The following is a 15,952-nucleotide window of genomic DNA, read 5'->3' as shown; positions in this document are numbered from 1 at the left end:
GCGTCGCGCCCCGTCGCACCCTGTCGCGCAGTGGCCACGCCGCGCCCCGCCCCGCGCGCACGCAGCGTGTCTCCTGCGAACCGGCCCCGGCACGACAGGGCCCCCCGCGCCCCCGCACGGCGACGCGCCACCCGCGCCCATCATCTTGGCGAAAATACTCCGGGGGGAGTCGCGCCGAGAGGCGCGACGGGGGGCAGCGCCCCCCGCCACCGCCGACGCCGCGCGCCCCCTGCGGTCGTCCCGCCGCGCGGCAGCGGCGAAGGCGGTTAGAACCGCCTTCGCCCACGGCCCGCGCCGCGCGCCGCTCAGAGCGCGCGCAGCCGGGGCCGGCGCCAGCGCGCCGCCGGCAGGATCATCAGCTCGTGCAGCGCCCAGACCAGCGCGTCCACCCGGTCCGGGCTGCCGGGGCCGTCGTAGCCCTGCGCCGTCATGCGCGTCATCTGCGCCTCGAGCTCCGCGAGCCCCGGCAGATGGCGCACCCGCCCCTGCTCGTAGAGCGCGGCGACCGGCTCGGCGCGGGCGAGCTTGCCGCGCGTCGCGCGCACCTGCCGCAGGGGGATCAGCGGATCGACCTGGCGGATCACCTCGGCGACCATCTCGCCGCCCTGGTTGACCTCCGCGACGAGGCGCTCGGCGCCCCAGCGTTCCATCGCCGCGACCGCCGCCTCGGCCCAGTCCGAGGGCCGCGCCGCGCCGAGGCTCGCGTCCTCCAGCACCACGGCGCGCCAGTCCGCGACCTCGCCGGCGAGCGTCGCGCCGGCGACCACGATGCCGCAGGCGTCGCTCGTCGCGTGGCCCGTGGCGGGCGGATCGACGGCGACCACGATCCGGTCCAGCTCCGGCGGACGCGCGACGCGGGCGCCCTCGAGCCCGGCGGCCGTCCAGAGCGCGCCCTCCGCATCCTCGAGGAGCACCCCGTCGAGCTCCTGCCGGCCGAGCCGCGTGCCCGCGTAGCGCGCGTGCACCTCGTCGAGGAAGCTCTCGGCGAGATTGGCGCGGTTCGCCGCGGTGCCGGCGCGGGTGACGACGGTCGACTCGCGCTCGAGCAGGCGCTTGAGCACATCGACGTTGCGCGGCGTCGTCGTCACGCAGGCGCGCGGGCGCTCTCCGAGGCGGAGCGCGAACTGCAGCATGTCCCAGGCCGCCTGCCCGTTCGGCCATTTCGCCAGTTCGTCGGCCCAGGCCGCGTCGAACTGCGGGCCGCGCAGCGCCTCCGGGTCGTGCGCCGAGAAGAGTTGCGCGACCCCGCCGTTGGGCCAGACGAGCCGGCGCTTCGACGGTTCCCAGTCGGGCCGGCGGTCGGGCGGCGAACAGGCGAGGATGCCGCTCTCGCCCAGCACCATGACGTCGCGCACCTGGTCGTAGGTCTCGCCACGAGCGCGAGGTGGCGGGCGCGGCCCGGATCGAGCGGGCGCGGCCCCTCCACCTCGGCGCGCACCCATTCTGCGCCGGCGCGGGTCTTGCCCGCCCCCCGGCCGCCGAGCACGACCCATGTCCGCCAGTCGCCCTCGGGCGGGCGCTGATGCGCCATCGCCCAGAGCTCGAAGAGAAACGGCAGCGCCAGCAGCTCGCCGTCGCCGAGGCCGTCAAGAAACCGCCGGCGCACCTCCGGTGCGGCGCAGGCGATCCAGTCGAGCGTCGATCTCGGCGCGGGCGGCGGCGAGGTCGAGGGCGTAGCTTCCCCGGCCGAGGCCGGATGTCTTGCGTCGTCGCGCATGCAGCAGCATCTCCGCTTCTATCGCCAGCCGGATCCACTGCTTGACCGAGGCGACGGCCTTTCCCGCCTCGCGCGCCTCCTCCCAGTCGCCGCGCGCGAGCATGTGCTGGAAGTCCTCGAGCTCGTGGCGCATCTCGCGGAGTTGGTGCGCGATGCTCGCGATCTCGTCGTCGAGGGGCGATGCCTCCGCCGCCTCGGTCGTCAGGATGGTGGACACGGGCCGGCCTTTCGGTTGGTGGGTGCGCGCCGGGCGGACACGAAAAAGGGCGGCCGCGGGGTATCCCGCGCCGCCCTGTACACGCCGTCCAGCGTGACACAACCTATAGGCGAAACCGCGCGCCGGGTCAATCGCGTTGCGCAACGCGCAGCGCGCCAAGCGCCCGTTGCGATTGGACAATTTCAAGACCGGGCGCCCGGCGCAAAGAGGCCCGGAAGGGCCGATGCGCGCCCGCTCAATCCTCCTCGGCGGCGCGCTCGGCCTCGATCTCGCGCCAGCGGGCGACGTTGCGGTTGTGCTCGGCCAGCGTCTCGGCGAAGGCGTGCCCGCCCGTCCCGTCGGCCACGAAGAAGAGATCGTCGGTCGAGGCCGGGGTCACCGCCGCCTCGATCGCCGCGCGGCCCGGGTTGGCGATCGGCGTCGGCGGCAACCCGTCGATGACGTAGGTGTTCCACGGCGTCGCTTCGCGCAGCTCGCTCTGGCGCAGGCCGCGGCCGAAGACGCCGCGCCCCTCGGTGACACCGTAGATCACCGTCGGGTCGGTCTGCAGCCGCATCCCCCGCTCGAGGCGGTTGACGAAGACGCTCGCCACGCGGCGGCGCTCCGCCCCGACGCCGGTCTCCTTCTCGATGATGGAGGCGAGGATCAGCGCCTCATCTTGGGTCTCGAGCGGCAGGCCGGGCGCGCGCGCCGCCCAGGCCTCGGCGAGGATCTCCGCCTGCCGGGCCTGCATCTCGGCGATCAGGTCGGCGCGGTCGTCGCCGCGGCGCACGGTGTAGCCGCCCGGGGCGAGGGAGCCCTCCGCCGGCGTCTCCTCGATTGCGCCGGTGAGCACGTCGAAGCCCCCGAGCGCCTGCGCCACCTGCCAGCTCGTCGCGCCCTCGGCGGTGATCACGTTGTATTCGGTGACCGGGTCCGAGACGGCCTCCTCGTAGATCGCGGGCCGCGTCTCGGCCGCGAGGTCGATCTCGGCCGAGACCTCCATCGCGCCGGTCTCGGACGAAAACTGCAGCACGTCGACCCGCGCGGCATTCACGCCGATGCGCAGGGTGACGACGGTGCCACAGTCGCTGATGCCGTCGCCGGTGACCTTGCCGAGCACGTCGGCGATCGACGCGCCCGGCTCGATCAGGAAATTGCCCGCCTTCAGGTCGCCGGCCATGCCGCCGTACTCCGCCGCGAGCCGCATGATCAGGCCCGACGAGATCACGCCGTCGTCCTCGAGCCGGGTGGAGAGCGCGCGCAGCGTGTCGCCGCGCGGCACGCTCACGCAGACGGGGCGGTCGAGCGCGCCGGCGGCGCGATAGCTCCGCTCACCCCAGAGAACGAGCCCCGCCCCGAGAAACAGCACCACGGCGATCAGCGTCAGAGCGTTCGACGCGATGCTGCGCCACATTCACGCGACCTTCCCGAAAAGCACGCTCGCGTTGGTGCCGCCGAAGCCGAAGGAGTTGGAGAGCGCCACGTTGATCTCGCGATCGCGCTTCGCGTTGGGGGCGAGGTCGATCGGCGTCTCGACCGCGGGCGCGTCGAGGTTGATCGTCGGCGGCGCGACCTGATCGCGGATGGCGAGGACCGAGAAGATCGCCTCGATCGCGCCCGCCGCGCCGAGCAGGTGGCCCGTCATCGACTTGGTCGAGGACATGGTGACCTTTTCCGCCGCCTCGCCGAGCATCCGCTCGACCGCCTGAAGCTCGATCACGTCGGCCATGGTCGAGGTGCCGTGCGCGTTGATGTAGTCGATCGCGCCGGGCTCGAGCCCCGCCTTGTGCAGCGCCGCGCGCATCGAACGCTCCGCGCCGTCGCCGTCCTCGGACGGCGCGGTGATGTGGTAGGCGTCGCCCGAGAGGCCGTAGCCGATGACCTCGGCGTAGATCGTCGCGCCGCGGGCCCTGGCGTGCTCGTATTCCTCGAGCACGACGACGCCCGCGCCCTCGCCCATGACGAAGCCGTCGCGGTCGCAGTCGTAGGGCCGGCTCGCCGCCTCGGGCGCGTTGCCGTACTTGGTCGAGAGCGCCTTGCAGGCGTTGAAGCCCGCGATGCCGATCTCGCTGATCGCGGCCTCGGCGCCCCCGGCGAGCATCACGTCGGCGTCGTCGTCCCGGATCAGCCGCGCGGCGTCGCCGATGGCGTGCGCGCCCGTCGAGCAGGCGGTGACGACCGCGTGGTTCGGCCCCTTGAAGCCGTAGCGGATGCTCACCTGCCCCGAGATCAGGTTGATGAGCGAGCCGGGAATGAAGAAGGGCGAGACGCGGCGCGGCCCCTTGTCGCGGATCAGGCAGGCCGTCTCCGCGATGGAGTTGAGCCCGCCGATGCCGGAGCCAATCATCACGCCGGTGCGCAGCTTCTCGGCCTCCGCCGGGTCGCTCCAGCCGGCCTGCTCGACCGCCTGCTGCGCGGCGGCGAGGCCGTAGACGATGAACTCGTCGATCTTGCGCCGTTCCTTGGGCGCCACCCAGTCGTCGGGGTTGAAGCTGCCGTCGGCGCCGTCGCCGAACGGCACCTCGCAGGCGTAGGTGGTGGCGAGACCCGAGGCGTCGAAGCGGGTGATCGTCCCCGCCCCCGAGCGCCCCTCGAGAAGGCGCGACCACGTCGTCTCCACCCCGCATCCCAGCGGCGTGACAAGTCCCAACCCCGTAACGACAACGCGCCGCATCGCCCGCACTCCTGCTTGTGACTGGCCTGCTCTTAGCCTCTCCCGCCCGCGCGGGGCAAGGCCCGCCCCCGGCCCGGCAGAGATGGGGCGGGAGGCGCAAAACGAAGGCGGCACCCGTCCCCGGATGCCGCCCCGATCCGGCCGTGCCGGGTGTCTTACTGAGCGTCCTCGATGAACTTCACCGCGTCGCCGAAGGTCTGGATGTTCTCGGCGGCGTCGTCGGGAATCTCGATCCCGAACTCCTCCTCGAAGGCCATGACCAGCTCGACGGTGTCGAGGCTGTCGGCGCCGAGGTCGTCGATGAAGGAGGCGCTGTTGCCGACCTTGTCCTCTTCCACGCCGAGATGCTCTACGACGATCTTCTTAACGCGATCCGCGATGTCGCTCATATCCAGGTCCTCGTTGTCCTTCCGGGCCTTCGCCCTGTTCTGCCCTCGCCCCTCGGGTCCGGCGCCTCTCTGCGCCCGGAAGGGCGCGTCGTCGTGCCGCGCGGCGGCCTCGGGCCGGTGCCGGTCACGGCCCCGCCCAAATCAGGCGCGCCTATAGCACATGCGCCGGGGATGGCAAACGCTTTCGCAGGCGCCTCGCGCAGCGTCAGAGCATCGCCATGCCGCCGTTGACGTGTAGCGTCGCGCCGGTGACGTAGGCCGCCTCGGGGCTCGCCAGGTAGAGCACCGCGCCGGCCACTTCGCGCGCCTCGCCCATGCGCCCCGTCGGCACCCGCTCGAGGAGGCCGGCGCGCTGATCCTCGGTCAGCTTGTCGGTCATCGCGGTGGTGATGAAGCCGGGCGCGACCATGTTCGCCGTCACGCCGCGCGGGGCGACCTCGTGAGCGATGGACTTCGTGAGCCCGGAAAGCCCGGCCTTCGCGGCGGCGTAGTTCGCCTGCCCCGGGTTGCCGATGGACCCCACGACGGAGCCCACGTTGACGATCCGGCCCCAGCGCGCCTTCATCATGCCGCGCAGCGAGGCGCGGCAGAGGCGCATCGTCGCGGTCAGGTTCACGTCGAGCACCTGCTGCCAGTCCTCGTCCGACATGCGCATGAAGAGCCCGTCGCGGGTGATTCCGGCGTTGTTGACGAGGATGCCGAGGCCGCCCATCGCCTCGCTCGCGCGCTTGGGCAGCGCGTCCACGGCCGCCGCGTCCGAAAGGTCGCAGGGCACGACATGCGCGCGCTCGCCCAGCGCGGCGGCCAGCTCCTCGAGCGGGCCCTCGCGCGTGCCCGAGAGCGCCACGGTCGCCCCCGCGCCGTGCAGCGCGCGCGCGATCTCGCCGCCTATTCCGCCCGAGGCGCCGGTGACCAGCGCCGTCTTTCCCGTCAGATCGAACATCGGCGTTCCTCTTGGCTTTCAAGGTGCTTCCGCTTATCCAGTCGTGCCCGCGCCGGCAACCCGGCCCCGGCGCGCACCGTTAACGCGCGCGGGCGAGCGCGGGTCCGAGCCTCTGGAGGGCGCCATGGCAGAGACACGCCGCATCCTGATCTACGTCCGCTCGGTCTCGGGGGGCGCGGGGAAGAACGCGGTCAAATACGCCATGATCCTCGCCGAGGCGGGCCATACGGTCACCCTCGCCGCGCTCGACGCGCCGCAGGCCGGGGACTTCGGGCTCGACACCGAGCGGGTCGCGCTCCGCATCCTGCCCGCGCGCCGCAACCTGCAGGCCGGCGCCGCCCTGCGCGGCCTGATCGACGAGCTGCGGCCCGATGTCTGCCTCGTCGTGGACATCGCCAACATGCTGGGCCTCATGCTCGCGCTGCGCGGGCGCGAGGCGCCCCCCCGCGTGATCCTGCGCGAGGCGCATCACACCTGGTCGCGCACCGAGATGCGCAGCCTGCCCGTGCGGCTCTACAAGCGCTGGCTCTTCCGCCGCGCCTACGCCCGCGCCGACCGGGTGATCGCGCTGACCGAGGGCATGGCCCGGCAGATCGCGGAGAACTGGGGCGTGCCCGCCGACCGCATCACCGTGATCCCCAACGCCGTGCCCCTCCCCGGGACGCCGCCGGAGCGCGTCGCCCGCGAGGGGCCGCCGACGCTTCTCTGCGTGGCGCGGCTCACGCCGCAGAAGAACGTCGGCCTCCTGCTCGAGGCGCTCGCGCGGGTCCGGCGCGACCGTGACGTGCGGCTCAGGATCGCGGGCGACGGCCGCCAGCGCCGCACACTCGCGCGGCAGGCCGAGCGGCTCGGCATCGCCGGGGCCGTCACCTTCCTCGGCCATGTGTCCGACGTGGCGGCGGAATACCAGAGCGCCGATCTCCTCGTCCTGCCCTCGCGCTGGGAGGGTTTTCCGAACGTCGTGATCGAGGCGCTCGCCCACGGCGTGCCCGTAGTCGCCACCGCGACGCCGGGCGCGGTAGAGATCCTCGAGTGCACCGGCGCGGGCCGCATCGCGCGCATGGACGACGCCGAGGACCTCGCCGCGCAGATCGCCGCCGTGCTGGACGCGCCGCCGGACGCCGCGGCGCTGACCGCGACCGCCGGGCGCTATTCCGAGGCGGCGCAGCGGCGCAAGGTGCTGTCGCTTTTCGAGGGGGCGGACACGTGAGCCCCGCTCAGGCCCAGTCTTCCGGATATCCGAAGGTTTCGAAATCAGCGGCGTAAAGGCGACCCACGGTCTGGGCGAGTTGCGGCGTGTAGAACGCGGCGCGCTTCGCTGTCGCCCCGGTGATCTTGAGCGGTTGACTGGCTTCCAGCGGGTGTGGCTGTCCCAGAGAGCGGGCGCGCTCAGGGTCACGGCCGATCATGGTCAACAGGCGCGCCATGTCCTCGGGCAGCGTCTCGAGGCGTCCGATGAGGTGGAACCGCTCGGGCGGCATGACGAGCAGCTCGCGCTGCGGCCACCAGTGGCGATCGTGATGCAGACCGCGCTCGTCGAGGAAGGCCACGAAACGCGCGAAGCCGTCCGGCGTCGCCTCGCCCCAACCGGGCACGACGCGGAACCGCCGCTTGCGGCTGTCGCTCCCCTCTTCTCCGAGAGCGACCTTGTTCAGGAAGGCCGAGAGCACGCGATCATACGGGTTCCGGACCACGGTGAAGCGCGTGTAATCCCGCATCTCGCGCGCCTCGCGCCAGCTGCAGCGTACGGGGGAGAGCGCCGCCTTCTTGGCGTCGCGCACGGTGCCGAAGCGTTGCCCGGTCTCTTCGGCGGCCAGCTCGGCGAGAAAAGCCGTGACTGTTGAATTGCCCGACTTCTTGATCCGGTTGAAGAAGACCCGAAGCTCGGGAAAAGCTGCCACCGCAGCGGAATTATTCAGGTTCGCATGGGTCATCTCCATCCGGCGGAAGACGACCATGTTGCGCAGGGCCATGAGGGGATTCATGCTCTCTCCGTGCTCTGCCCGAGGCGCCGCGACAGGAGCGCGCTATCCCCGGCGTAGAAGTCGGCGATGCGCGCGCGCAGGGCCTCCGTCACGAGCGGGCGCCGGCCAGCGGTGCGCTTCGCCTCGAAGCGGCCGTCCGACGGCGCCCCGTCCGTCTGCGCGTCGATCCAGCGGAACACGGGCTCCAACCCGTCCTCGAGCGCGAAGAGCGTCATGCCCTCGCAGACGAAGTCCGCCTGCGGGCGGATGTGGTTGTCGTTCACGCAGGGGTCGCGCCGGCAGGCGGCGAAGACCGCCTCGACCCATTCCCCGAACGTCAGGTGCCGGCTGCGCCCGTCGAGCTTGACCGGCCAGCGGCCGAACCAGATGCGCGGGTCGAGCGCGTGCAGCCCGGCGCGGCGGCGCAGGCGGAAGCGGTATTCGCTGACGAGCCGATCGACGGGGTCGCGCAGGACGGCGAACCACGCGTCCACCCGCGTCTCCGCGAGCTTCGGCAGGTAGAGGTCGCGGTGGTAGTGCTGCGCGGTGACCCGCTCGCCGGGCAGCGGTCGGCCCGGCGAGAGCATCGAGACCGCGCCTTTGGTGGCCATGTAGGCCTCGACGCTCGTCCCCCCTGTCTTGGGGACATGGGCGAAGAAGATGCGCCGCCCCCCGGCCTCGAGGAGCGGCATGGTCAGGCGACCGCCTCGGCCGCGGCGCGCACCTCTTCGGGCGTGCCGATCTGGCGGGTGGCGGCCTGCCGGTCGATGCGGCGGATCATGCCGGAGAGGGCCTTGCCCGCGCCAATCTCCCAGTAGTCGGTCACGCCCTCGGCGGCCATGTACTCCACGCTCTCGCGCCAGCGCACGGCGCCGGTGACCTGCTCGACGAGCCAGAGCCTGATGCGGTCGGGGTCCTCCACCGCCTCGGCGCGGACGTTGGCGACGAGGGGCACGGCGGGCGCGGCGAGGCGCACGTCGTTCAGCGCCGCCTTCATCTCCTCCGCCGCCGGCTGCATCAGGGGCGAGTGGAACGGCGCCGAGACCGGGAGCAGCATCGCCCGCTTCGCGCCCCGGCCCCGCGCGATCTCGACGGCGCGCTCCACGGCGGCCTTGTGGCCCGAGACGACGACCTGCTGGGGGTCGTTGTCGTTGGCGGCGGCGCAGACCTCGCCCTCGGCGGCCTCCGCGGCGACCTCGCGCGCGGTCTCCAGCCCGAGGCCGAGGAGCGCGGCCATCGCGCCCTCGCCCACCGGCACCGCGCGCTGCATCGCCTCGCCGCGCAGGCGCAGGAGCCGCGCGGCGTCGGCGACCGTGAGCGCGCCCGCCGCCGCGAGCGCCGAGTATTCGCCGAGCGAGTGTCCCGCGACGAAGGCCGCCGCGCCGATGCGCACGCCCTCGGCCTCGAGCGCGCTCATCGCGGCGAGCGAGGTGGCCATGAGCGCGGGCTGCGCGTTGCGGGTGAGCGTCAGCGTCTCCGCGTCGCCCTCCCAGATCAGCGCGCTCAGCTTCTGCCCGAGCGCGTCGTCGACCTCCTCGAAGACCGCGCGGGCGGCGGGATAGGCCTCCGCCAGCGCGCGGCCCATGCCGACGCTCTGCGCGCCCTGCCCCGGAAAGACGAAGGCTCGGCTCATGGGTTCCTCCGGCTGCTTTCGCTCGGAGGCGGGCATACAGAGCGCCACGCGGCCGCGCAAGCGCGCCGGCGCGGCTCGACGGTTCAGGCGCCGCGCGCGGCCGAGATCAGCGTCGTCCCGGCCATGACGAGGAAGGCGCTCAGCCCCGCCTTCATCGTCAGCACCTCCGCCGCGACGCTCGAGCCCGGCCAGATCCAGAGCGCGAGCGCGAAGCCCAGGAAGAGCCCGCCGGTCAGCCCGCCGCTGACGGTGCAGAGCGCGCGCAGAACCATGGGCGCGGCGGCGGACGTGCGGTGGAGGGGGTCGATCGGGGCCATGGTCATCGTCCTGTCGGTCGCGGTCGCTCGGTCGGCGTCGTGACGGGAGCCTCGGCCGCCAATCGGGCGAAAATGCGGCCGGGCCGCGGCGCCTCCTCGGCAGCCGCCGCGGCCTTGCGTTCAGCGCTCAGGGCTGTATACGGCCCCTTCCCTTCGCGTTCATCACGCAACGGCGCAGCCTCTCGTGGGTCGGTGCGGAGGGCGACAGGCCGGCCCTATGAAGTGCGCCCGAAAATGAATGGAGCCCGCATGCCGCTTTACGAGCATGTCTTCATCGCGCGTCAGGATCTCTCCAACGCGCAGGCCGAGGGGCTCATCGAGCACTTCGGCAGCGTCCTCGCCGACAACGGCGGCAAACTCGTGGACAGCGAGTACTGGGGCGTCAAGACGATGGCCTACAAGATCAACAAGAACCGCAAGGGCCATTACGCCTTCCTGCGCACCGACGCGCCCGCGCCGGCGGTGCAGGAGATGGAGCGCCTGATGCGCCTGCACGACGACGTCATGCGCGTGCTCACCATCAAGGTGGACAAGCACGCAGAGGGCCCGTCGGTGCAGATGCAGAAGCGCGACGACCGCGAACGCCGCTGAGGAACAGGAGAGTAACCCATGGCCGCAAAACCGTTTTTCCGCCGCCGCAAGGTCTGCCCCTTCTCCGGCGACAACGCGCCCAAGATCGACTACAAGGACACGAAGCTGCTGCAGCGCTACATCTCGGAGCGCGGCAAGATCGTGCCGTCGCGGATCACCGCCGTGTCCTCGAAGAAGCAGCGCGAACTGTCCCGCGCGATCAAGCGCGCGCGCTTTCTGGCGCTGCTGCCCTACGCCGTGAAGTGAGGCCCCTGTCATGCAAGTGATCCTTCTGGAACGTGTGGCCAAGCTGGGCCAGATGGGCGACGTCGTGGACGTCCGGCCCGGCTACGCCCGCAACTTCCTTCTGCCGCAGAACAAGGCGCTGATGGCCTCCAAGGCCAACATCGCCGCCTTCGAGGAGCGCAAGGCCGAGCTCGAGGCGCGCAACCTCGAGACCCGCAAGGAGGCCGAGGCGCTGGCCGAGCGGCTCGACGGGCAGCAGTTCGTCGTGATTCGCCAGGCGTCGGACCGCGGCTCGCTCTACGGCTCGGTGAGCCCGCGCGACGCCGCCGAGGCCGCCGGCGAGGCGGGCTTCTCCGTCGACCGCAAGCAGGTGCGGATCGATCGTCCGATCAAGGAGCTCGGGCTGCACACGGTCATCGTGCGCCTGCACCCCGAGGTCGAGGCGACGATCACCCTGAACGTCGCCCGCTCGCAGGAAGAGGCCGATCTGCAGGCCTCCGGCAAGACGATTCAGGAAGCCGCCGCCGAGGAAGAAGCGCAGGCGGAGTTCGAGATTTCCGAGCTCTTCGACGACATCGGCACCGCGCAGCTCGACGAGGACGGCGAGGGCGAGGAAACCGCCCCCGACGCGCGTCCGAGCATGGACCCGCGCGACGCCTGAGCCCCGCGCTCCGACCGGGCGGCGCCCCGCGCGCCGCCCGGCCCGAACCGCACGCGGTCGGCGGATCGTCTGGCCCTTAGACATCACGGCGTTGCGCTCTCGACACAGCTTTCGATAGTGCCACGCCACGAAAGCGTTGCGACACACCACGATTGCAGGCACCATGCAACGAACGGGATTCGGCGCCGCGACCCGACGTCGCCGCGGCAACGGGCCGACGACATCATGCGACCGCTACGAGAGAGCAGACCGGACACATGACACAGATCGACACCGAGGTCGGGCGGCGCATCCGGGAACGCCGCGTCGCGCTCAGCATGAGCCAGACGGAACTCGGCCGGCGCGCCGGCGTGAAATTCCAGCAGATCCAGAAGTACGAAAGCGGCGCCAACCGCGTGAGCGCCTCGCGCCTCTGGGCCATCGCCGGCGCGCTCGACGTCCCCGTGACCTATTTCTTCGAGGGCGCGAGCGACGCAGCCGCGCCCGCCCCGAGCGGGCCGGGCGAAGAGCTCTTCCGCGACCCGCGGGCGATACGGCTCGTCCGGGATTACCTGCGCCTGCCCGAGGACCAGAAGAAGGTCGTCCTGGAGATGGTCGCCTCCATGGCGCGGCGCAGCGTCCCTTCGGAAGAGGCCGAGCTCAACGCGTGACCGCGCGACGACACGGGGGAGCGGCGCCATGGATCTCGTCGATCTCGGACAGTTGGGCCCGGACGACCGCCCCTTCGACGCGTTCCTCGCACAGCTCCGCGACCGCTTCGGCTTCGACCATGCCGCCTACGCGGGCGCGAACCCCGTGCAGCGCCAGATGCACGGCTACGTCACCTACCCGGACGCGTGGAAGCGCCACTACGCCGAGCAAGGCTTTCAGAACATCGACCCGACGCTCCTGACGGCCGGGCGCAGCATCGCGCCCGTGGACTGGCGCCGGCTGGAACACGATCGACACTACCGCACCGTCTTCGGCGCCGCGCGCGAGTTCGGCATCGCCGATCACGGCGTGACGGTCCCGGTGCGCGGTCCCTACGGCGAATTGGGCCTCTTGAGCGTGAGCAAGGACTGCACGACGCGTGAGTGGGATATGCTCCTGCGCTCCACCATGGGCGAGCTCCAGTCCGCGGCAGTGTATCTGCACGATTCGGTCATGCGCTCCGACGCGCTGTCGCGCGCGCTGCGCCACCCCGCGCTGTCGTCGCGGGAAACCGAGATCCTGCAATGGACGGCGGCAGGCAAGTCGCAGCAGGACGTCGCCGATATCCTCGGCATCTCCAGCCGCACCGTGGAGGTGCACCTGCGCTCGGCGCGCAGCAAGCTCTGCGCGCTGACCACGCCGCAGGCCGTCGCGCGGGCGATCGGGCTCGGTCTCCTGACCTCGCTCTAGGGCGCCGCGCCACGGCGGACTGATTCCACCACTGGTTGTGATTCTGCTGCGCCCGGTTCAGCCGGGCGCCTGTCGACGCGCATCTCTAGCCCCGCAAGTCAAGGCACTACGGGATTCCCCTAATAGGAGACGCTCGCCTGCAGCGGGTACGCTGTCTTTCGGGGACAGACACCAACTTTGGGGGAAGACAGATGATCATCGTGATCGACGCCGTCAACGCGCACCGCTTCGGGCACCTGCTGGACGAGATGTTCCGCTTGCGCAAGAGGGTTTTCGCGGACCGGCTCGGCTGGGACGTGGAGTGCACCGCCGACGGGCGGGAGATCGACCGCTTCGACGCGCTCGACCCGGACTATGTGCTGGGCCTCGACGACGCGGGGCACGTGGTCGCCTGCGTGCGCGCGCTTCAGACGACGGGGCCGCACATGCTGTCCGAGGTGTTCTCGGACATCCTCGACGGCGAGCCGCCGCTGCGCGCCGCGACGATCTGGGAATCGACGCGCTTCTGCGTGGACACCGAGCGACTCGGCCGGGGCAAGGCGCGCAACTCGGTCTCCTACGCCACCTGCGAGCTGATGATCGGCGCCCTGGAATACGCGATGCGCTCGGGCATCAGCGATATCGTCACGGTGATCGACCCGGTGATGGACCGCGTGCTGAAGCGGTCGGACTGCGCACCCTACGATTACGTCGGCAAGCGCGCGCCGATGGGCAAGGTCCCGGCGCTCGCCGCGCTTCTGGACTGCACCGAAGAGCGGGTGGACCGCGTCCGCGCCTTCGCCGGCATCCACCACGACGTGCACCTGTCCGACGACGCCGCGCTCGCTCTGGCGCCGCCGCCCGACGCCGCACCGCCTGTCATGCAGACGGAGGCGGAGCAGGACAAGGCGCCGTCGGCGGATCGCGCGGCACTGGAGGAGTACTGCCGCGCGCAGATCAATGCCGCACGCACGGCGCGGGAACTCGATCAAGCGCTGGCGCTGGCCGAGGCCGTCCTCGGCGCGGGCGGCCGGACGCCGGACACGCTCGACCGCGCCGCGGGCTGACGCGTTCGCATGGCCGCCGGGCCTCGCCCGGCGGCCGCCGCTTTCTTCATTCTTCCTCGAGCGCATCGACGGCTTCCTGAAGCTCGTCCTTGCTGACCTCTTTCTCGGTCACCTCGGCACGCTCGAGGATGTAATCCACGACCTTGTCCTCGAAGATCGGCGCGCGAAGCTGCTGCTGCATCTGCGGGTTCTGCTGCACGAACTCGAAGAACTGCCGCTCCTGGCCGGGATACTGGCGCGCCTGCTGCATCACCGCCTGCGTCATCTCGGAGTCGGTGACCTCCACCTCGGCGCGCTGGCCGAGCTCGGCGAGCAGAAGGCCGAGCTTCACGCGCCGCTCGGCGAGCTTTCGGTGCTCGTCGGTCGGCTCGATCTCGGGGTGATCGTGGCCCTGCACGTCCGGGTTCTCCTCGTGCCAGAGCTGATGCGCGATCTGCTTGGCTTCCGAATCCACCAGACCCGGGGGCAGCGGGAAATCCACCTGTTCGTCGAGCTGGTCGAGCAGCTTGCGCTTGACGACCTGCCGCGCGGCGCCGTTGTACTCGGCCTCCAGCCGCTCGCGGATCTGCCCCTTGAGCGACTCGAGATCCTCCGCGCCGAACTTCTTGGCGAGCTCGTCGTCGATCTCGGCGGCCTTGGGCGCCTTCACGGCCTTCACCGTGACGTCGAAGGTCACCTCCTTGCCGGCGAGGTGCTCGGCGCCGTAGTCCTCGGGGAAGGTGACCTTGACCTCAATCTCGTCGCCGGCCTTCACGCCGACGAGCTGCTCCTCGAAGCCCGGGATGAAGGCCCCCGCGCCGAGGGTCAGCGGATAGTCCTCCGCCGCGCCGCCCTCGAAGGCTTCGCCGTCGAGCTTGCCGGTGAAATCGATGACCACCTGGTCGCCGTCCTCGGCCGCGGCGCCCTCTTCGCGGTCCTCGAAGTCCTGCGCGTTCTCGGCGAGGTTCTGCAGCGCCTCGTCGACGGCGGCCTCGTCCGCCTTCACCGCCATGCGCTCGAGCGATATCCCGGAGAAATCGACCTCCGGCACGTCCGGCAGCGCCTCGTAATTGAGCTCGACGTGCACGTCGTCGCCGGCCTTCCAGTCCTCGTTCTTCATCTTGACGTCGGGCTGCGCGGCCGGGCGGTCGCCGGTCTGCTCGAAGTGATCCGACATCGCCTGATCGACGGTTTCCTGCATCGCCTCGCCGAGCAGGCGCTCGCCGAACTGCTTCTTGAGAAGCGCGAGCGGCACCTTGCCCTTGCGGAAGCCCTTCATCTCCACTTCGGGCTGCGCCTCCACGAGCTTCTCGTGCACCTTCTGGTCCAGTTCGTCGGCCGTCACGACGATCTCGTAACCGCGCTTGAGCCCTTCGTTCAGGGTTTCGGTGACCTGCATCATGCCCTCATGTCGGAACGGCCCCCTGAAGAGGAGGCACTCGAAAAATTAGGCGTCCTTCTAGAAAGGGCGCCGCATCCATGCAAGCCGAAACGCCGGGCGCGGGACACGCCCGGCGCGGGCGGAGCTCTTGCGGGGCGCTTACGGGGCGTCGTCCTCGCCGTCGTCCTTGCTGACCGAGGACACCTGCCGCGCGACGTAGAGCTGATCGCCCATCATCTCCATCAGGTCGAATTGCTCCTCGACGAAGTCGATGTGCTCCTCCTCGTCCTTGAGGATGCGCATGAAGAGCTCGAAGGTGCCGAGGTCGCCGGCGGCCCGCGCCTCGTCGGCGGCGCGGGCGTAATAGGCGCGCGCCTCGCGCTCCATCTCGCGCTGGGTCTCGAAGATGCCGCGCACGCTCTCGGGCTTGGCGACTTGGTCGAGGGTCTGCATGTCCGCCTCGCCATCGAGGAACAGGAGCCGCGTCAGGAAGGCCTTCGCGTGGCCGCGCTCCTCGTCGATCTCCTCGGCCATGCGCGCGGCGAGGCGGTCGACGCCCCAGTCGTCGAGCTTGCGCTCTTGGTAGAGGTAGGTGTTGATCGTCGTCAGCTCCATCGTCAGCGCGCGCTGAAGGTGTCGAAGCGATACGTCGGGTCCCTTCATCCGTCGATCTCCTTGGTTCGTGTCGATCGTCGGATGGGGAACCGCCCCGCGCGCCGCCCGGTTCCGGCGCCGCGCCCGCGTGTCGCATGTCAGGAATGGTGCGGGTGGAGGGACTCGAACCCCCACGCCTTGCGGCGCTTGGACCTAAACCAAGTGCGTCTACCGGTTCCGCCACACCCGCGCGGGGCCG

18 protein-coding genes, 1 tRNA gene and 1 pseudogene are annotated in these 15,952 nt (G+C 71.1%); 7 read left to right on the top strand and 13 right to left on the bottom strand.

What is annotated here, in order from left to right; translation table 11 throughout:
• Positions 1–305: 305 nt before the first annotated feature.
• From DRV84_RS01205 to fabG, 6 genes and pseudogenes are all read right to left on the bottom strand, one after another.
• Positions 306–1,531: pseudogene (locus DRV84_RS01205) on the bottom strand (DNA-packaging protein).
• A gap of 55 nt (positions 1,532–1,586) precedes the next feature.
• Complete coding sequence (locus tag DRV84_RS15920; protein ID WP_239994950.1) at positions 1,587–1,934, bottom strand: hypothetical protein; 348 nt, start codon at positions 1,932–1,934, stop codon at positions 1,587–1,589.
• 235 nt (positions 1,935–2,169) lie between these two features.
• Complete coding sequence (gene mltG, locus DRV84_RS01200) at positions 2,170–3,330, bottom strand: endolytic transglycosylase MltG (RefSeq protein WP_115977915.1); 1,161 nt, start codon at positions 3,328–3,330, stop codon at positions 2,170–2,172.
• Positions 3,331–4,590, bottom strand: coding sequence for a beta-ketoacyl-ACP synthase II (fabF, locus tag DRV84_RS01195; RefSeq protein WP_115977914.1), 1,260 nt, complete (start codon positions 4,588–4,590; stop codon positions 3,331–3,333). It lies immediately after the preceding gene.
• A gap of 155 nt (positions 4,591–4,745) precedes the next feature.
• A complete protein-coding gene (locus DRV84_RS01190) occupies positions 4,746–4,979 on the bottom strand; it encodes an acyl carrier protein (RefSeq protein WP_115977913.1) in 234 nt (77 codons plus the stop codon).
• A 205-nt stretch (positions 4,980–5,184) separates the two neighbouring features.
• The gene (fabG, locus tag DRV84_RS01185) at positions 5,185–5,922 is read right to left on the bottom strand and encodes a 3-oxoacyl-[acyl-carrier-protein] reductase (RefSeq protein ID WP_115977912.1); all 738 of its coding nucleotides are present in this window, start codon (positions 5,920–5,922) and stop codon (positions 5,185–5,187) included.
• A 124-nt stretch (positions 5,923–6,046) separates the two neighbouring features.
• Between fabG and DRV84_RS01180 the strand changes: the two genes are divergently transcribed.
• On the top strand, positions 6,047–7,132 hold the full coding sequence (locus DRV84_RS01180; protein ID WP_115977911.1) for a glycosyltransferase: 1,086 nt from the start codon (positions 6,047–6,049) through the stop codon (positions 7,130–7,132).
• 7 nt (positions 7,133–7,139) lie between these two features.
• Here DRV84_RS01180 and DRV84_RS01175 read toward each other — a convergent pair whose 3' ends face one another.
• The 4 genes from DRV84_RS01175 to DRV84_RS01160 form a co-directional block, all read right to left on the bottom strand.
• A complete protein-coding gene (locus DRV84_RS01175) occupies positions 7,140–7,895 on the bottom strand; it encodes a sulfotransferase family protein (protein WP_158547710.1) in 756 nt (251 codons plus the stop codon).
• An 8-nt stretch (positions 7,896–7,903) separates the two neighbouring features.
• Positions 7,904–8,578 carry a sulfotransferase family 2 domain-containing protein gene (locus tag DRV84_RS01170; RefSeq protein WP_115977909.1) on the bottom strand — a complete coding sequence of 225 codons (675 nt, stop codon included), beginning with the start codon at positions 8,576–8,578 and terminating at the stop codon, positions 7,904–7,906.
• A gap of 2 nt (positions 8,579–8,580) precedes the next feature.
• Positions 8,581–9,519, bottom strand: a complete 939-nt coding sequence (gene fabD, locus DRV84_RS01165; RefSeq protein WP_115977908.1) for an ACP S-malonyltransferase — start codon at positions 9,517–9,519, stop codon at positions 8,581–8,583.
• Positions 9,520–9,602: 83 nt separating this feature from the next.
• Positions 9,603–9,836, bottom strand: coding sequence for a hypothetical protein (locus DRV84_RS01160; RefSeq protein WP_115977907.1), 234 nt, complete (start codon positions 9,834–9,836; stop codon positions 9,603–9,605).
• Positions 9,837–10,085: 249 nt separating this feature from the next.
• On the opposite strand from DRV84_RS01160, the gene rpsF reads away from it, so the two are divergent.
• The 6 genes from rpsF (at position 10,086) to DRV84_RS01130 (ending at position 13,739) form a co-directional block, all read left to right on the top strand.
• Positions 10,086–10,427 (top strand): 30S ribosomal protein S6, encoded by a 342-nt coding sequence (gene rpsF, locus DRV84_RS01155; RefSeq protein ID WP_115977906.1) that lies wholly within the window; start codon positions 10,086–10,088, stop codon positions 10,425–10,427.
• Positions 10,428–10,445: 18 nt separating this feature from the next.
• Entirely contained in the window at positions 10,446–10,673 is a 228-nt protein-coding gene (gene rpsR / locus DRV84_RS01150) for a 30S ribosomal protein S18 (RefSeq protein WP_115977905.1), read from the top strand.
• Positions 10,674–10,683: 10 nt separating this feature from the next.
• Positions 10,684–11,313, top strand: coding sequence for a 50S ribosomal protein L9 (rplI, locus tag DRV84_RS01145; RefSeq protein ID WP_115977904.1), 630 nt, complete (start codon positions 10,684–10,686; stop codon positions 11,311–11,313).
• 257 nt (positions 11,314–11,570) lie between these two features.
• A complete protein-coding gene (locus DRV84_RS01140; protein ID WP_115977903.1) occupies positions 11,571–11,963 on the top strand; it encodes a helix-turn-helix domain-containing protein in 393 nt (130 codons plus the stop codon).
• Positions 11,964–11,991: 28 nt separating this feature from the next.
• Positions 11,992–12,693 (top strand): autoinducer binding domain-containing protein, encoded by a 702-nt coding sequence (locus DRV84_RS01135; protein WP_115977902.1) that lies wholly within the window; start codon positions 11,992–11,994, stop codon positions 12,691–12,693.
• Positions 12,694–12,884: 191 nt separating this feature from the next.
• On the top strand, positions 12,885–13,739 hold the full coding sequence (locus DRV84_RS01130) for an acyl-homoserine-lactone synthase (RefSeq protein ID WP_115977901.1): 855 nt from the start codon (positions 12,885–12,887) through the stop codon (positions 13,737–13,739).
• Between the two features lie 46 nt (positions 13,740–13,785).
• On the opposite strand, the gene tig is transcribed toward DRV84_RS01130, so the two are convergent.
• From tig to DRV84_RS01115, 3 genes are all read right to left on the bottom strand, one after another.
• Complete coding sequence (tig, locus tag DRV84_RS01125; protein ID WP_115978044.1) at positions 13,786–15,117, bottom strand: trigger factor; 1,332 nt, start codon at positions 15,115–15,117, stop codon at positions 13,786–13,788.
• Between the two features lie 141 nt (positions 15,118–15,258).
• A complete protein-coding gene (locus DRV84_RS01120) occupies positions 15,259–15,762 on the bottom strand; it encodes a ferritin-like domain-containing protein (RefSeq protein ID WP_115977900.1) in 504 nt (167 codons plus the stop codon).
• Positions 15,763–15,858: 96 nt separating this feature from the next.
• Positions 15,859–15,943 (bottom strand) — tRNA-Leu (locus DRV84_RS01115).
• Positions 15,944–15,952 lie beyond the last annotated feature (9 nt).

It is taken from the genome of Rhodosalinus sediminis, assembly GCF_003385555.1.
In the GTDB taxonomy this organism is placed as follows: domain Bacteria; phylum Pseudomonadota; class Alphaproteobacteria; order Rhodobacterales; family Rhodobacteraceae; genus Rhodosalinus; species Rhodosalinus sediminis.
Note: the sequence above shows the minus strand (reverse complement) of the source record. Positions and strands in the feature narration are given on the sequence as shown.

Bases quoted from the DNA above. Each gene is read 5' to 3' on its own strand.
- DRV84_RS01190 (WP_115977913.1), bottom strand. From the start codon at position 4,979: ATGAGCGACATCGCGGATCGCGTTAAGAAGATCGTCGTAGAGCATCTC.
- DRV84_RS01140 (WP_115977903.1), top strand. From the start codon at position 11,571: ATGACACAGATCGACACCGAGGTCGGGCGGCGCATCCGGGAACGCCGC.
- DRV84_RS01135 (WP_115977902.1), top strand. From the start codon at position 11,992: ATGGATCTCGTCGATCTCGGACAGTTGGGCCCGGACGACCGCCCCTTC.
- fabG (WP_115977912.1), bottom strand. From the start codon at position 5,922: ATGTTCGATCTGACGGGAAAGACGGCGCTGGTCACCGGCGCCTCGGGC.
- DRV84_RS01180 (WP_115977911.1), top strand. From the start codon at position 6,047: ATGGCAGAGACACGCCGCATCCTGATCTACGTCCGCTCGGTCTCGGGG.
- DRV84_RS01170 (WP_115977909.1), bottom strand. From the start codon at position 8,578: ATGCCGCTCCTCGAGGCCGGGGGGCGGCGCATCTTCTTCGCCCATGTC.
- DRV84_RS01130 (WP_115977901.1), top strand. From the start codon at position 12,885: ATGATCATCGTGATCGACGCCGTCAACGCGCACCGCTTCGGGCACCTG.
- rpsR (WP_115977905.1), top strand. From the start codon at position 10,446: ATGGCCGCAAAACCGTTTTTCCGCCGCCGCAAGGTCTGCCCCTTCTCC.
- DRV84_RS01120 (WP_115977900.1), bottom strand. From the start codon at position 15,762: ATGAAGGGACCCGACGTATCGCTTCGACACCTTCAGCGCGCGCTGACG.
- mltG (WP_115977915.1), bottom strand. From the start codon at position 3,330: ATGTGGCGCAGCATCGCGTCGAACGCTCTGACGCTGATCGCCGTGGTG.
- fabF (WP_115977914.1), bottom strand. From the start codon at position 4,590: ATGCGGCGCGTTGTCGTTACGGGGTTGGGACTTGTCACGCCGCTGGGA.
- tig (WP_115978044.1), bottom strand. From the start codon at position 15,117: ATGCAGGTCACCGAAACCCTGAACGAAGGGCTCAAGCGCGGTTACGAG.
- rplI (WP_115977904.1), top strand. From the start codon at position 10,684: ATGCAAGTGATCCTTCTGGAACGTGTGGCCAAGCTGGGCCAGATGGGC.
- rpsF (WP_115977906.1), top strand. From the start codon at position 10,086: ATGCCGCTTTACGAGCATGTCTTCATCGCGCGTCAGGATCTCTCCAAC.
- fabD (WP_115977908.1), bottom strand. From the start codon at position 9,519: ATGAGCCGAGCCTTCGTCTTTCCGGGGCAGGGCGCGCAGAGCGTCGGC.
- DRV84_RS01160 (WP_115977907.1), bottom strand. From the start codon at position 9,836: ATGGCCCCGATCGACCCCCTCCACCGCACGTCCGCCGCCGCGCCCATG.
- DRV84_RS01175 (WP_158547710.1), bottom strand. From the start codon at position 7,895: ATGGCCCTGCGCAACATGGTCGTCTTCCGCCGGATGGAGATGACCCAT.